Below are 13,080 nucleotides of genomic sequence, written 5' to 3'. Positions count from 1 at the left end.
CATGCGCGCAGCGGTGTTCCCCTGGCGCGAAGGCAATCGCTTCGAGTTGTTGATCGATGGCTCGCAATTCTTTCCGCGCATGCTGGTGGCCATCGCCCGTGCCCGGCATCAGGTTGAGCTGGAGCTGTACCTGGTGGAAGCCGGGACTTGCGCCGACGCCATGGTCCAGGCCCTGGTGCAGGCCGCGGCGCGTGGGGTGCGAGTGCGCTGCCTGTTCGATGACTACGGCAGCCTGGCCTTTACCCAGGCCCTGCGCAGCAGGCTGACCGAGGCCGGTGTCGAACTGCGTTTCTACAACCGACTGAAATGGCGCCAGGGCTTTCTCAACCTGTACCGCGACCACCGCAAGCTGCTGCTGGTGGACCAAGCCCTGGCGGTGGTAGGGGGAACCGGGGTTACCGATGAGTTCTGGAAGCCCGAGGACAACAGCTGCGACTGGCATGAAGTGATGGTGGAGATCGCCGGGCCGATGGTCAGCGACTGGCAGCAGTTGTTCGATCGGCAATGGAGCGCCAACCCGCATCGCGGGGCCTGGAAGCCCGGTGCCGATTTCGGCCTGCCACGCCTGCCGCGCCTGCCCGATACCGGCGAAGGCATGGGCCGGGTGGCTTATGCCGACGCCCGCCAGCATCGCGACATCCTGCATGCGCTGATCCGCGCCTTGAACAGCGGGCAGCGTCGCATCTGGCTGGCGACCCCGTATTTCCTGCCCACCTGGTCGGTGCGCCGCTCGTTGCGCAAGGCCGCGGCCCGGGGCCTCGACGTGCGCCTGCTGCTGACCGGGCCACGCACCGATCATCCGGCGGTGCGCTATGCCGGGCACCGTTATTACCCGCGCCTGCTCAAGGCCGGGGTACGGATCTTTGAGTACCAGCCACGTTTTCTGCACTTGAAGATGGCCCTGGTGGACGACTGGGTGAGCGTGGGCTCGTGCAACTTCGATCACTGGAACCTGCGCTTCAACCTGGAAGCCAACCTCGAAGCCCTGGACCCCGAGTTGACCCAAGCGGTGGTGGCGAGCTTCGACGCCGACTTTGCCCAGAGCGAAGAAGTCAGCCTGGCGGTGTGGCGCAAGCGGCCGTTGTGGCGGCGGATCAAGCAGCGGATCTGGGGGTGGGTCGACCGCCTGGTGGTCAACCTGCTGGATCGGCGCGGCTGACGGTAGCCTACGAATCGCCTGAAGGGACGCAACATCTCAAGACCGCCAAGCAAGGCCCTGCGGGCCTTTGCGCAGCCTCGCAGGCTCGGCAGCGGCTACAGAAATTGCAGGGGGTGTAGCGATTGCAGCGGCAGCCGGCCAGCGCAGGTCATGCGCCGGCCGGTGTCAGAGGTCAGAGCAGTTCGAAGCTCTGTTGCTTGACGTCCTGGGAGTCCAGGCCGATCTGCACGTTGAAGTCACCCGGTTCCGCGGCGTACTTGAGCTGGGCGTTGTAGAACTTCAGGTCGTCCTCGGTGATGGTGAAGTGAATGGACTTCTCTTCACCGGCCTTGAGCATGACTTTCTGGAAGTTCTTCAATTCCTTGATCGGGCGGATCATCGAGCCGGCCACGTCCTGGATATACAGCTGCACCACGGTTTCGCCGTCACGCTTGCCGGTGTTCTTCACGGTCACGCTGGCGTCGAGCTTGCCGCTCTTGTTCAGGGTGGTGGAGGACAGGGCCATGTCCGACAGGCTGAAGCTGGTGTAGCTCAGGCCATAACCGAACGGGAACAGCGGGCCGGTGGTGTCGTCGAAGTACTGCGAGGTGTAGTTGCCTGGCTTGCCCGGGGTGAACGGCCGGCCAATGGTCAGGTGGTTGTAGTAGGTCGGAATCTGCCCCACGGTGCGGGGGAAGGTGATCGGCAGCTTGCCCGACGGGTTGTAGTCGCCGAACAGCACGTCGGCGATGGCGTTGCCACCTTCGGTGCCGCTGAACCAGGTTTCCAGGATCGCGTCGGCCTGCTGGTTTTCTTCCAGCAGCGACAGCGGCCGGCCATTCATCAGCACCAGCACCAACGGCTTGCCGGTGGCCTTGAGCGCCTTGATCAGGTCGCGCTGGCTGGCGGGAATCAGCAGGTCGGTGCGGCTCGAGGATTCGTGGGACATGCCCCGGGATTCACCCACGGCTGCGACGATCACGTCCGCCTGTTTGGCCGCCTTGACCGCTTCGTCGATCATCTGTTGCGCCGGGCGCGGGTCATCCACCACTTCCGGGGCATCGAAGTTGAGGAAGTTCAGGTAGTCCACCACCTTCTTGTCGGCGGTGATGTTGGAACCCCGGGCGTACACCAGCTGGGCCTTGTCGCCCAGGACATGGCGCATGCCGTCGTAGAGCGTCACCGACTGCGCCGGCACACCGGCGGCGGCCCAACTGCCCATCATGTCGATCGGCGCCTTGGCCAGCGGGCCGACCAGGGCGATCTTCGCGGTTTTCTTCAGCGGCAGGGTGTCGTTGTGGTTCTTCAGCAGCACCAGGCTGCGCCGGGCGATGTCGCGGGCGTCGCTGCGGTGCAGGCGGCTTTCGGCGTTGGTGTCGGCCGGGTCATCCTCGGCCTTGCCGATGCGCACGTAAGGGTCCTTGAACAGGCCCATGTCGTACTTGGCGGCCAGCACTTCACGCACGGCGTTGTCGATGTGCTTCTGCTCGATCTCGCCGGACTTGAGCAGCCCCGGCAGTTCCTTGCCGTACAGCGAGTCGTTCATGCTCATGTCGATGCCGGCCTTGATCGCCAGCTTGGCCGCTTCGCGACCGTCCTTGGCGACGCCATGGCGGATCAGCTCGATGATCGCGCCGTGGTCGCTCACCGCCAGGCCCTTGAAGCCCCATTCCTTGCGCAACAGGTCGTTCATCAGCCAGGTGTTGGAGGTGGCGGGCACGCCGTTGATCGAGTTCAGGGCCACCATCACCCCGCCGGCACCGGCGTCGATCGCCGCGCGGTAGGGCGGCAGGTAGTCCTGGTACATCTTCACCGGGCTCATGTCGACGATGTTGTAGTCGCGACCGCCTTCCACCGCGCCATACAGGGCGAAGTGCTTGACGCTGGCCATGATGCTGTCCGGCAGGGCTGGGCTCTGGCCCTGGTAGGCATTGACCATGACCTTGGCAATGCGCGAGACCAGGTAGGTGTCTTCGCCAAAACCTTCGGAGGTACGGCCCCAGCGCGGATCGCGGGAGATATCGACCATCGGCGCAAAGGTGATGTCCAGGCTGTCGGCGCTGGCTTCCTTGGCGGCGATGCGCCCGGAGCGGCCGATGGCGTCCATGTCCCAGCTGGACGCCAGGGCCAGGCTGATGGGGAAGATGGTCCGGTGGCCGTGGATCACGTCATAGGCGAAGAACATCGGGATCTTCAACCGGCTGCGCATGGCCGCGTCCTGCATCGGCCGGTTTTCCGGGCGGGTGATGGAGTTGAAGGTGCCGCCGATATTGCCCGCGGCGATTTCCTTGCGGATCAGCTCGCGGGGCATTTCCGGGCCGATGCTGATCAGGCGCAATTGGCCGATCTTCTCTTCCAGGGTCATGCGCTTGAGCAGGTCGTTGATAAAGGCTTCTTTGTTTTCCAGGGGGACCGGGGCAGATTCGGCCAACACCGGGTGACTGGCCAGGCTGACCAGCAGGCCCAGCAAACACAGCTTCTTCATGAATATTGTTCTCAAGGGCTCAAGACCGACGCATGAGTGACGCGTCGAACAGCCAAAATTTAGGGAGCGACTATTGTTGTTCAGATAAATCCAGCACACTTCTGAACTCTTTTTCGCGCTGGGCATCTTTTAGCCCATCAGCCCGATGCATTCCAGTGGCGCAGGCAGATTTTGCCCACAGGAGGTGTGAAACCGGGCAAAAGCTTCATTTCAATCAGGTTGTGCAAGGAGCCCCACCCATGAACATCACTCAAAGCCTGCGTTCGAGCTGGCCTGTCGCTGCCCTGTTGCTGCTCACCAGCCTGCTCAGCGGCTGCGGCATCAACAACATTCCGACCCTGGACGAGCAGGTCAAGGCTGACTGGGGCCAGGTGCAGAACCAGTACCAGCGCCGCGCCGACCTGATCCCCAACCTGGTGGAAACCGTCAAGGGCTACGCCAAGCACGAGGAAGAAACCCTGACCGCGGTGATCGAGGCGCGGGCCAAGGCCACCTCGATCCAGGTGGACGCCAAGACCCTGGACAACCCGGAAAAGCTCAAGCAGTTCCAGCAGGCCCAGGACCAGTTGAGCGGAGCCTTGAGCCGCCTGATGGTGGTGTCCGAGCGCTACCCGGACTTGAAGGCCAACCAGAACTTCCTGGCCCTGCAATCCCAGCTTGAAGGCACCGAGAACCGCATCGCCGTGGCCCGTCGCGACTTCATCCTGGCGGTGCAGAAGTACAACACCGAAATCCGCACCTTCCCTGGCCGCCTGTGGCACGGCCTGCTGTACAGCGACCTGCCGGTGCGTGAATCCTTCGAAGCCACCAGCCCCGACGCCGACAAAGCGCCGCAAGTGAAATTCTGATGCCTCGGGGGCCGCGCGTGCTGCGAAGCGCGCTGCTGGCGCTATGGCTGGTGAGTGGCGCCGCACTGGCGCAACAACCAGGGGCCACGCCCACGGATGAGGTGGCGTTGCGTGCATCGCAACCTGCTGTCCGGGTCGAGCCCGCACCGGCCACCGCCACCGCAGTGCCGATTGAAAGCCTGTTTCCCAAACTCACGGGGCGGGTGGTGGACACGGCGCAGATGCTGACGCCGGAGACGGTGCAGTACCTGAGCGAAATGCTGGCCCGGCACGAGCGCAGCACCGGCGACCAGGTGGTCGTGGTTACCGTTGCGAACCTGGGTGGCTACAGCATCGAGGACTTCGGGCTGCGCTTGGGCCGTTACTGGGGCGTAGGCCAGAAGGACAAGAACAACGGCGTCCTGCTGCTGGTGGCGCGGGATGATCGCAAGGTGCGCATCGAAGTTGGCTACGGTCTGGAAGATCCGCTGACCGATGCCGTGGCCGGGGTCATCATCAACGGTGCGATCACCCCCTATTTCAAGGACGGTCTTTACTCCCAGGGAGTGATTGCCGGTGTCACCTCGGTGGTCAGCCTGCTGCAGGGCGAAGGGCTTGCCGGGATTGCCTTTCCTCCCGATCAGCAGACGCTGTGGACGGTGAGCCTGGTGACAAAGCTGTTCTACCTGGGGTTGTTCCTGGTGATCATTCTGCTGTCCTGGTACTTCACCGTGCGCACGAAAAAGCCGGCGGTGCGCAAGCAGGCGAACAATGATCCTCGGGCAGACAGCGAGCCAAGACAGCCGAGCTACAGCAGCCAGGACAGTAGCACCGCCTCCAGCTGGAACAGCTACAGCGATTCCGGCAGCTCCAGCTCCAGCTCCGACGACGACAGCTACCGTGGCGGTGGTGGCAGTTTTGGCGGTGGCGGGGCGTCCGGCAGTTGGTAGCGCACGCGGACAAACATTAAGGATGAGGTGCTGATGCGACTCTATAAAATCGGCCTGGTGCTGCTGCTCTGGGTCTTCGCGGTCACGGCCCAGGCCGAGTTGAGGTTTCCGGCCCTGAGCGGGCGGGTGGTGGACGATGCGCAGATGATCGAGCCGAGCGTCCGCGCCCAGCTGACTCGGCAACTGCAAGCCCACGAACAGGCCACCGGCGAACAGCTGGTGGTGGTGACCCTGACCGACCTGCAAGGCGCCAGCATCGAGGACTACGGCTACCAGTTGGGGCGCCACTGGGGCATTGGCCAGAAGGACAAGAACAACGGCGCGCTGCTGATCGTCGCTCGGGATGAGCGCAAGCTGCGCATCGAAGTGGGCTATGGCCTGGAGGAGCGCCTGACCGACGCCCAGGCCTCGGTGATCATCAACCAGGTGATCACTCCGGCGTTCAAGACCGGGCAGTTCAGCAAGGGCATCAGCGACGGGGTTTCGGCCATGCTCCTGGTGCTCGGCGGCACGCCGCTGGACGAGCCGGCCACGGCCTACGACAGCGGCGAGAGCCGCGCCCAGGACGATTTTGTCCAGCGTCATCCGTGGCTGTTCCTCTTCCTGGTGCTGCTGTTCATTCTGGTGGTGATGGTGGCGCAGGCGCTCGGTTTCATCACCACCACCAGCGGTCGCGGCGGTGGTGGGGGTGGTTTCGGCGGTGGCGGTTTTGGTGGTGGGTCCGGCGGCGGTGGTTTCAGCGGTGGCGGCGGCAGCTTTGGCGGCGGCGGTTCCTCCGGCGGCTGGTAACTCAAAATAAAAAGCGGAAATCCAACGACATGGCATTACTCAGTGAATACGAACAACGGCAAGTGGCCGAAGCCATTGCCCGGGTGGAACAGCAGACCGACGCCGAACTGGTGACAGTGCTGGCCGCCCGGGCCGACGACTACGCCTATATCCCGCTGCTCTGGGCCAGCCTGCTGGCGCTGGTGGTGCCGGGGCTGGTGCACTACGCCACCGGCTGGCTGAACATGCACCTGTTGCTGCTGGCGCAATGGGCGACCTTCATCGTGCTGTGCCTGGTGTTTCGCCTGCCGCGGATCACCACCCGGCTGATCCCGCGCTCGGTGCGCCACTGGCGGGCCTCCAACCTGGCCCGGCGCCAGTTCCTCGAACAGAACCTGCACCACACCGTGGGCGGCACCGGGGTGCTGATCTTTGTCAGCGAAGCCGAGCGCTACGTGGAAATCCTCGTGGACGAGGGCATTTCCAGGCGCCTGGATAACAAGCAGTGGAACGGCATCGTGCGCAACTTTACCCAGCAAGTCCGGCAGGGCCAGACCCTGCAGGGCTTCCTCGACTGCATTGAAGCCAGCGGCGAACTGCTCAAGGTCCATGTGCCCCTGACCCAGGTGCGCAACGAATTGCCCAACCGCCTGGTGGTGCTCAACTGAGCCACCACCGGTGCAGGAGCCGGCTTGCCGGCGAACAGCCCCTGAGCCTTGCATCGCCCTCGGGCGACTATTTTTTACCGTCGGGTGAATAACTCCGTGCCCCGACGGGGCTTCCTCCCTAAAATACCCGCCATTCCCTGATCGACACCGCGCACCCCGAGGCACCTGCCCCCCATGTCTGTTACCGCACCTTCCGCCCGCCCCGCGCCGGATCATCACGCCCAGTTCCTGCAATTGCTCGACACCAGCCTCACGCAGAACGCCTTTATCAAGCTGGTACTGGCCAAGCACGTGGGCCCGGAGGCGGACCTGCAACGCCTGATCATCAAGCAAGTGACGGTCAAGGAGCAGCCGTGCCTGTCCTTCGTCTATCGCTACAAGACCCGCGACATCACCAAGAACTTCACCCTGGACGAAGGCAGCGCGGCCATCGCCGAGCTGCTGCCGGCTGCGTTCAAGAACGCCCACCTGCTGACCCTCACCGATGAAGTGCAGCTGGAATACAGCAAGAAGGGCAAGAGTTCGCTGTTCAAGGGCAAGCCGCAAACCCAGCGCGATGTGCCGTCGGCCGAGCACAACCGGGAGAAGAACCGCTTCCTCGACCTCAGCCGGCCGTTCCTCGCCGACCTGGGGGTGACCAACAAGCAGCACGAGCTGATTCCGGCGATGTCGCGCAAATGGAAGCAGATCAACAAGTTCATTGAAGTGTTCAGCCACGCCCTGAGCAGTTCGCCGATCCAGCTCGATCAGCCGGTGCGGGTGGCGGACTTCGGTTCCGGCAAGGGCTACCTGACCTTTGCCATCCATGACTACCTGCGCAACACCCTGCAGGCCGAGGGCGAGGTGACCGGCGTCGAATTGCGTGAGGACATGGTGACCCTGTGCAACGCCGCCGCGCAGCGCCTTGCGCACCCGGGCCTGGTGTTCAAGTGCGGTGACGTGCGCAGCGTGGCCCCCAGCCAGCTGGAAGTGATGATCGCCCTGCATGCCTGCGACATCGCCACCGACTACGCGATCCACACCGGCATCCGCTCCGGCGCGGCGATCATCATGTGCTCGCCGTGCTGCCACAAGCAGATCCGCCAGCAGATCCAGAGCCCGGCGCTGCTCAAGCCGATGCTGCAATACGGCCTGCACCTGGGGCAGCAGGCGGAAATGGTCACCGACAGCCTGCGGGCCTTGTTCCTCGAAGCCTGCGGCTATGAAACCAAGGTCTTCGAGTTCATCTCCCTGGAGCACACCAACAAGAACAAGATGATCCTGGCGGTCAAGCGCGCCGAGCCGGTGGACCCTCGCCAACTGCTGGCCCGGATCGAAGAGCTCAAGGCCTTCTACCAGATCAGCGAACACTGCCTGGAAACCTTGCTCAAGGCCGACGGCTACCTCGGCTGAGGGCTAGCCGGCCCGGGCGGGATGTGGCGCGGCTGGGCGCACGGCGGTCTTGCGCCCGAGCACCACGGTGAGGATCACGCCCACCGCGAACACCCAGGTGATGGGCTGCACCTGTTCACCGAAGAACAGCGCGGAAAAGGCGATGGTGAAGAAGATCTGCAATAGCTGGATCTGGCTGACCCGGGCAATTCCACCCATGGCCAGCCCGGCATACCAGGCGAAAAACCCCAGGAACTGGGAGAACAGCGCAACGTAGCCGAAGGCCCACCAGGTCCTCATGGAAATCGCCCCCTGATGCTGCGCGGCCAGGTACCACACCGGGCCGATCAGCAGCGGCGTGGACAGCACCAGCGCCCAGCAGATCACCTGCCAGCCGCCCATTTCCCGCGCCAGCCGGCCGCCTTCGGCATACCCCAGGCCGCCCACGGCAATCGCCCCGAGCATCAGCAGGTCACCGGCCTGGATGCTGCCGGCGCCGCTGAGCAGCGCATAGCCCAGCACCAGCGCACTGCCCAGGGCGGCGCAGGCCCAGAAGGCTTTCGACGGCCGCTCGTGGGACAGCCACGCCGCATACAGCGCCACGCACAGCGGCTGCAGGCCATTGACCAGCGCGCCGTGGGACGCGGGCAAGGTCTGCATGGCCCAGGCCGAGAGCACCGGAAAGCCCAGGATCACCCCGAGAATCACCACGCTCAGGCCCTTGACCTGTTTCCAGGTCGGCCACTTTTCCCGGCGCCAGAGCAGCAGCAAGGCCGCCGGAATCGCCGCGAACAGTGCACGGCCCAGGCCGTTGAGCAACGGGTGCATCTGCTCCACCACGATCCGGGTGAAGGGCAGGGTCAGGCTGAAAATGATGACGCCCAGCAGGCCGAGGGCCATGCCGGTGTTTTCGCGCGAGGACATGAGGGGCTACCAGAATTCGTACAGGGACACAGGTGCCTGCATCTAGCCATAAAGCCGGCCGGTGCGGCTGTTACAGCTGGCTGCAGAGTTGTCCGTACAGTTGGAGAAGAGCAGCGGCAAGTTGCAAGCCACAAGCGGCAAGAATCAGCGTACCCACTTGCCGCTTGAAGCTTGCCGCCGTAGTACCCCGTTATTACCCGGCCCGGTGGAATGGGGCTACCTTGAATACTCCTTCTGCCCATGTATTTCCCTGATAGGAGTCCACTCCATGGCCGCGAAAAAAATCCTCATGCTGGTTGGCGATTACGTCGAAGACTACGAAGTGATGGTGCCGTTCCAGGCCCTGCTGATGGTCGGTCACCAGGTGCACGCGGTGTGCCCCGACAAGAGTGCCGGGCAGACCGTGCGCACGGCGATCCATGACTTCGAGGGTGACCAGACCTACAGCGAAAAGCCGGGCCACCTGTTTGCCCTGAACTTTGATTTCGCCCAGGTGCAGTCCAGCGATTACGATGCCTTGCTGATCCCCGGCGGCCGTGCGCCGGAGTACCTGCGCCTGAACGAAAAGGTCCTGCAATGGGTCAAGGAATTCGACCAGGCCGGCAAGCCGATTGCCGCGGTGTGCCATGGCGCGCAACTGCTGGCGGCGGCGGGCATCCTCGAAGGCCGTGAATGCAGTGCCTACCCGGCCTGTGCCCCGGAAGTACGGCTGGCGGGTGGCACCTACATCGATATTCCGGTGACGCAGGGCCACGTTCAAGGCAATCTGGTCACCGCTCCGGCCTGGCCGGCGCACCCTAGCTGGCTGGCCGGTTTCCTGGGCCTGCTGGGCACAAAGATCACCCTGTAAGCGAGGACCACGCCATGTGCGAGCTGTACGTCAAGGCCGACCCGATTCTCTACGAATCCCGCTCCCGCTCGCTGCGCATCTGTGGCGTGGTCACCACCTTGCGCCTGGAAAACCAGTTCTGGGACATCCTCAGCGAGATCGCCGAAGCCGACGGCATGACCACCAACCAGTTGATCGCCAAGCTGTATGAAGAGGTCATGGACTACCGCGGCGAAGTGGTGAATTTCGCCTCCTTCCTGCGGGTCAGCTGCACCCGTTACCTGAGCCAGCGGCGCAATGCCGCCCCCGACCTCAGCCTGGTGCGGCGCAACGCCGTGTAGGAACGGGGGCCTTGAGCCCCGCGGGCTCGGCAGTGGCGACAGGGTCAGCTGATTTTGCTGAGGAAACCCGGGAGTTGCGGTTCTGGAAGCACTGCCAGCACTTTGAGGCGTTGCAGCATGCGCTGGCGGGCGCGTTGCAGGTGTTCCCTGAGGTTCAGGGCGGCGGCATCGAAGGCACCGTGCAGCAGCAGTTCGAGGATCAGTCGGTGCTCGGCGAGCATCGCCGGGTCGGCGCCGATGCCCAGCAGGCGGTAGAAGATCCGGTTGATGATCATCGGGCTCTGGGCCTGGCGGATCAGCGCCGCCATCTTGCGGTTGTGCAAGCCGCTCAGGCAGTGCTGGTGCAGGTCTTCTTCCAGGCGCTCCAGCACCTCCAGGTCGCAATGCTCGGCCTGTTGCGCCTGGGTCACCCGTTCCAGCATCTGTTCCAGGTGCTCGCGCGCCAGCCCCGGGGCGCTCTGGCGCAGGGCCTCGGGTTCCAGGCAGGCGCGCAGTTCGTAGTCTTCGGTGACTTCGCGGGCGGTCAGCGGCCCGGCCAGCCATTGAGAGTAGGGCTCCTTTTCCACCAGGCCGCGATCGCGCAGGCGCATCAGCGCTTCGCGGACCACCGCGCGGCTGACGCCGTAGTGCTCGGCGGCAGCCTGTTCGTCGAGGCGGAAGTGGCCGAAGGCGATGCAGGTGGAGAGGGCGCTGCCCAGTTCTTCGTAGATCCGTTCCCCCAGGGGCCGGGTGTCCACCAGTTCTTCATCGCTGGCCAGCCCCAGGTGGGCATGGCTCAGGGGCAGGCGCAGCGGTTCGATCGCCAGGCCCTGGGGGTTGATCAGGTAGCCGCGGCCGTCAAAGCGGCTGATCAGGCCTTCGCCGTGCAGCAGGTCGAGGGCCTTGCGCACCGGCACCCGGCTGGTGCCGAACAGTTCAGCCAGCGGCGCTTCCAGCAGCACCAGGCCCTGCAGGGCGGAGCCCTGGAGGATGGCGTCGCGCAATACCTGACGGATCATGGCGTAGCGCGATGCGGTGCGCGGGTCCTCTGCTGACACTGCTTTCATCGGTTCCTCTAGGGGCTGGGCGGCGATGGCCGGGGATTCTCTCACAGTTGCCGAGTGTCACTGAGTGCCACGTTTGGCTGCCCTGTCCTGGGGCCGTCATGGCTGGGTTGTTACCTTTCTGCACCAAAATGTACTTTTTAATAAAAGATACATTATTTCATTGGCGGAGCCAGTGGCGAGGCTTTTCTCCAACGGTCGCCGAGCGGTCCGCCTCTGCAACCCACTCTGGCTCGATATTCCAGGGGTATTTCCGAGTTTTCAGAGCGGGTGATGAGGGGCACGCGCGCTTGAGCTGGCACGGAATCTGCTCTGGATAAAATGTACATTTTAATAATTAGTACATTTTATCGATTTACGGAGTGAACCATGCACCCTGATTCGTTGAACGACGCCACGGCCATGGCCCAAGCCTTCGCCCAGGGCCGCACCGATCCGGTCCAGGTCCTGGAGCAGGCCCTGGCGTTGGCCGAGGCGACGCCCCATGTGTTCATTTCCCTGTGCCCGTCCCGGGCCCGGCGCGAGGCCGAGGCGGCTGCCGCCCGTTGGCGTGACGGCCAGCCGCTGAGCCTGCTCGATGGCGTGCCCCTGGCCTGGAAGGATCTGTTCGACCTCGCCGGCAGCATCACCACCGCCGCCGCCCAGGTGCGGCGCGATGCACCGCCGGCCAGCGTCGATGCGCCCAGCGTGCGGCAGTTGTGCCGCGCCGGGCTGGTCAGCCTGGGCAAGACCAACCTCAGCGAATTCGCTTATTCCGGGCTCGGCCTGAACCCGCACTTCGGCACCCCGATCAACCCCCACAGCGATGCCCAGCCACGGATTCCCGGTGGCTCTTCGGCAGGTTCCGCCGTGGCGGTGGCCGCGGGTATCGTGCCGATCGCCATGGGCACCGACACCGCCGGTTCGATCCGCATCCCCGCGGCCTTCAATGGCCTGGTGGGCTACCGCGCCACATCCCGGCGCTATGACCGCGACGGGGTGTTTCCCCTGGCCCACAGCCTCGACAGCCTCGGGCCGCTGACCCGCAGCGTGCGCGATGCCTGGGTGATCGACGCTCTGCTGCGCGGTGGCGACCCACGGCAACTGCCGCTGCCGCGCAGCCTGGCCGGGCAGCGCTTCTGGGTCGATTCGCCAGTGCTCGACGACAGCCGCACCCAAGCGGCGGTGCGCGCCAACCTGCTGCAGGTCGTCGAATGCCTGCAACAGGCCGGGGCGCTGGTGGAGCAACGGCCGCTGCACAGCCTGCAAGCCACCCTGCAACTGATCCAGGAACACGGCTGGCTGGGTGCCGCCGAGGCCTTCGCCCTGCACCAGCCGTTGCTCGACAGCGAGTACGCCGAGCAGCTGGACCCACGGGTACGCCGGCGCCTGGAAAGTGCCCGGCAGATGCCGGCCAGCCAACTGCTGCGGCTATACCAGGCGCGGCGCCAGTTGCAGCAGCAAATGCACGACGAACTGGACGGCGCAGTGCTGATCACCCCCAGCGTGGCGCATGTGGCGCCGCCCCTGGCGCCCCTGGAGCAGGACGACGAACTCTTTGCCCGGACCAACCTGGCGACCCTGCGCCTGACCATGCCCGGCAGTTTCCTCGACATGCCCGGCGTGGCCCTGCCCAGCGGCCGCGATGCCCAGGGCCTGCCCACCGGGTTGCTGCTGAGCCTGCCCCAGGGCCATGACCGGCAGTTGCTGGACGCGGCCCTGGCGCTGGAGGCGGCGCTGCCGCGCTAAGCCCAACG

Annotated in this window: 12 protein-coding genes; 9 read left to right on the top strand and 3 right to left on the bottom strand. The window is 64.6% G+C overall.

Annotated features, from left to right (window positions below; genetic code table 11):
* Window position 1 precedes the first annotated feature (1 nt).
* Window positions 2–1,159, top strand: coding sequence for a phospholipase D-like domain-containing protein (locus tag LXM55_RS05635; protein WP_233319439.1), 1,158 nt, complete (start codon window positions 2–4; stop codon window positions 1,157–1,159).
* A 172-nt stretch (window positions 1,160–1,331) separates the two neighbouring features.
* Here LXM55_RS05635 and bglX read toward each other — a convergent pair whose 3' ends face one another.
* Window positions 1,332–3,623, bottom strand: a complete 2,292-nt coding sequence (bglX, locus tag LXM55_RS05630) for a beta-glucosidase BglX (protein WP_233319437.1) — start codon at window positions 3,621–3,623, stop codon at window positions 1,332–1,334.
* Window positions 3,624–3,862: 239 nt separating this feature from the next.
* Between bglX and LXM55_RS05625 the strand changes: the two genes are divergently transcribed.
* The 5 genes from LXM55_RS05625 (at window position 3,863) to LXM55_RS05605 (ending at window position 8,228) form a co-directional block, all read left to right on the top strand.
* On the top strand, window positions 3,863–4,471 hold the full coding sequence (locus LXM55_RS05625) for a LemA family protein (RefSeq protein WP_233319435.1): 609 nt from the start codon (window positions 3,863–3,865) through the stop codon (window positions 4,469–4,471).
* Window positions 4,471–5,400, top strand: a complete 930-nt coding sequence (locus LXM55_RS05620; protein ID WP_442799738.1) for a TPM domain-containing protein — start codon at window positions 4,471–4,473, stop codon at window positions 5,398–5,400. Before LXM55_RS05625 ends, LXM55_RS05620 begins: the two co-directional genes overlap by 1 nt.
* A 33-nt stretch (window positions 5,401–5,433) precedes the next feature.
* Window positions 5,434–6,189 carry a TPM domain-containing protein gene (locus tag LXM55_RS05615; RefSeq protein ID WP_233319431.1) on the top strand — a complete coding sequence of 252 codons (756 nt, stop codon included), beginning with the start codon at window positions 5,434–5,436 and terminating at the stop codon, window positions 6,187–6,189.
* 29 nt (window positions 6,190–6,218) lie between these two features.
* Window positions 6,219–6,836, top strand: coding sequence for a TPM domain-containing protein (locus LXM55_RS05610; protein WP_233319429.1), 618 nt, complete (start codon window positions 6,219–6,221; stop codon window positions 6,834–6,836).
* A gap of 174 nt (window positions 6,837–7,010) precedes the next feature.
* Window positions 7,011–8,228, top strand: coding sequence for a class I SAM-dependent methyltransferase (locus tag LXM55_RS05605; RefSeq protein ID WP_233319427.1), 1,218 nt, complete (start codon window positions 7,011–7,013; stop codon window positions 8,226–8,228).
* 3 nt (window positions 8,229–8,231) lie between these two features.
* On the opposite strand, the gene LXM55_RS05600 is transcribed toward LXM55_RS05605, so the two are convergent.
* A complete protein-coding gene (locus LXM55_RS05600) occupies window positions 8,232–9,131 on the bottom strand; it encodes a DMT family transporter (protein ID WP_233319425.1) in 900 nt (299 codons plus the stop codon).
* Window positions 9,132–9,399: 268 nt separating this feature from the next.
* On the opposite strand from LXM55_RS05600, the gene LXM55_RS05595 reads away from it, so the two are divergent.
* Together LXM55_RS05595 and LXM55_RS05590 are read left to right on the top strand one after the other, a co-directional pair.
* Entirely contained in the window at window positions 9,400–9,981 is a 582-nt protein-coding gene (locus tag LXM55_RS05595) for a DJ-1/PfpI family protein (RefSeq protein ID WP_233319423.1), read from the top strand.
* 14 nt (window positions 9,982–9,995) lie between these two features.
* Complete coding sequence (locus tag LXM55_RS05590) at window positions 9,996–10,301, top strand: ribbon-helix-helix domain-containing protein (protein ID WP_233319422.1); 306 nt, start codon at window positions 9,996–9,998, stop codon at window positions 10,299–10,301.
* Window positions 10,302–10,345: 44 nt separating this feature from the next.
* Here the strand turns inward: LXM55_RS05590 and LXM55_RS05585 are convergent, their stop codons facing one another.
* On the bottom strand, window positions 10,346–11,347 hold the full coding sequence (locus LXM55_RS05585) for a GntR family transcriptional regulator (RefSeq protein WP_233319419.1): 1,002 nt from the start codon (window positions 11,345–11,347) through the stop codon (window positions 10,346–10,348).
* A 366-nt stretch (window positions 11,348–11,713) separates the two neighbouring features.
* On the opposite strand from LXM55_RS05585, the gene LXM55_RS05580 reads away from it, so the two are divergent.
* A complete protein-coding gene (locus LXM55_RS05580; RefSeq protein WP_233319415.1) occupies window positions 11,714–13,072 on the top strand; it encodes an amidase in 1,359 nt (452 codons plus the stop codon).
* The last annotated feature ends 8 nt before the right edge of the window (window positions 13,073–13,080 follow it).

Source organism: Pseudomonas sp. Au-Pse12, assembly GCF_021341665.1.
GTDB lineage: Bacteria > Pseudomonadota > Gammaproteobacteria > Pseudomonadales > Pseudomonadaceae > Aquipseudomonas.
Note: the sequence above shows the minus strand (reverse complement) of the source record. Positions and strands in the feature narration are given on the sequence as shown.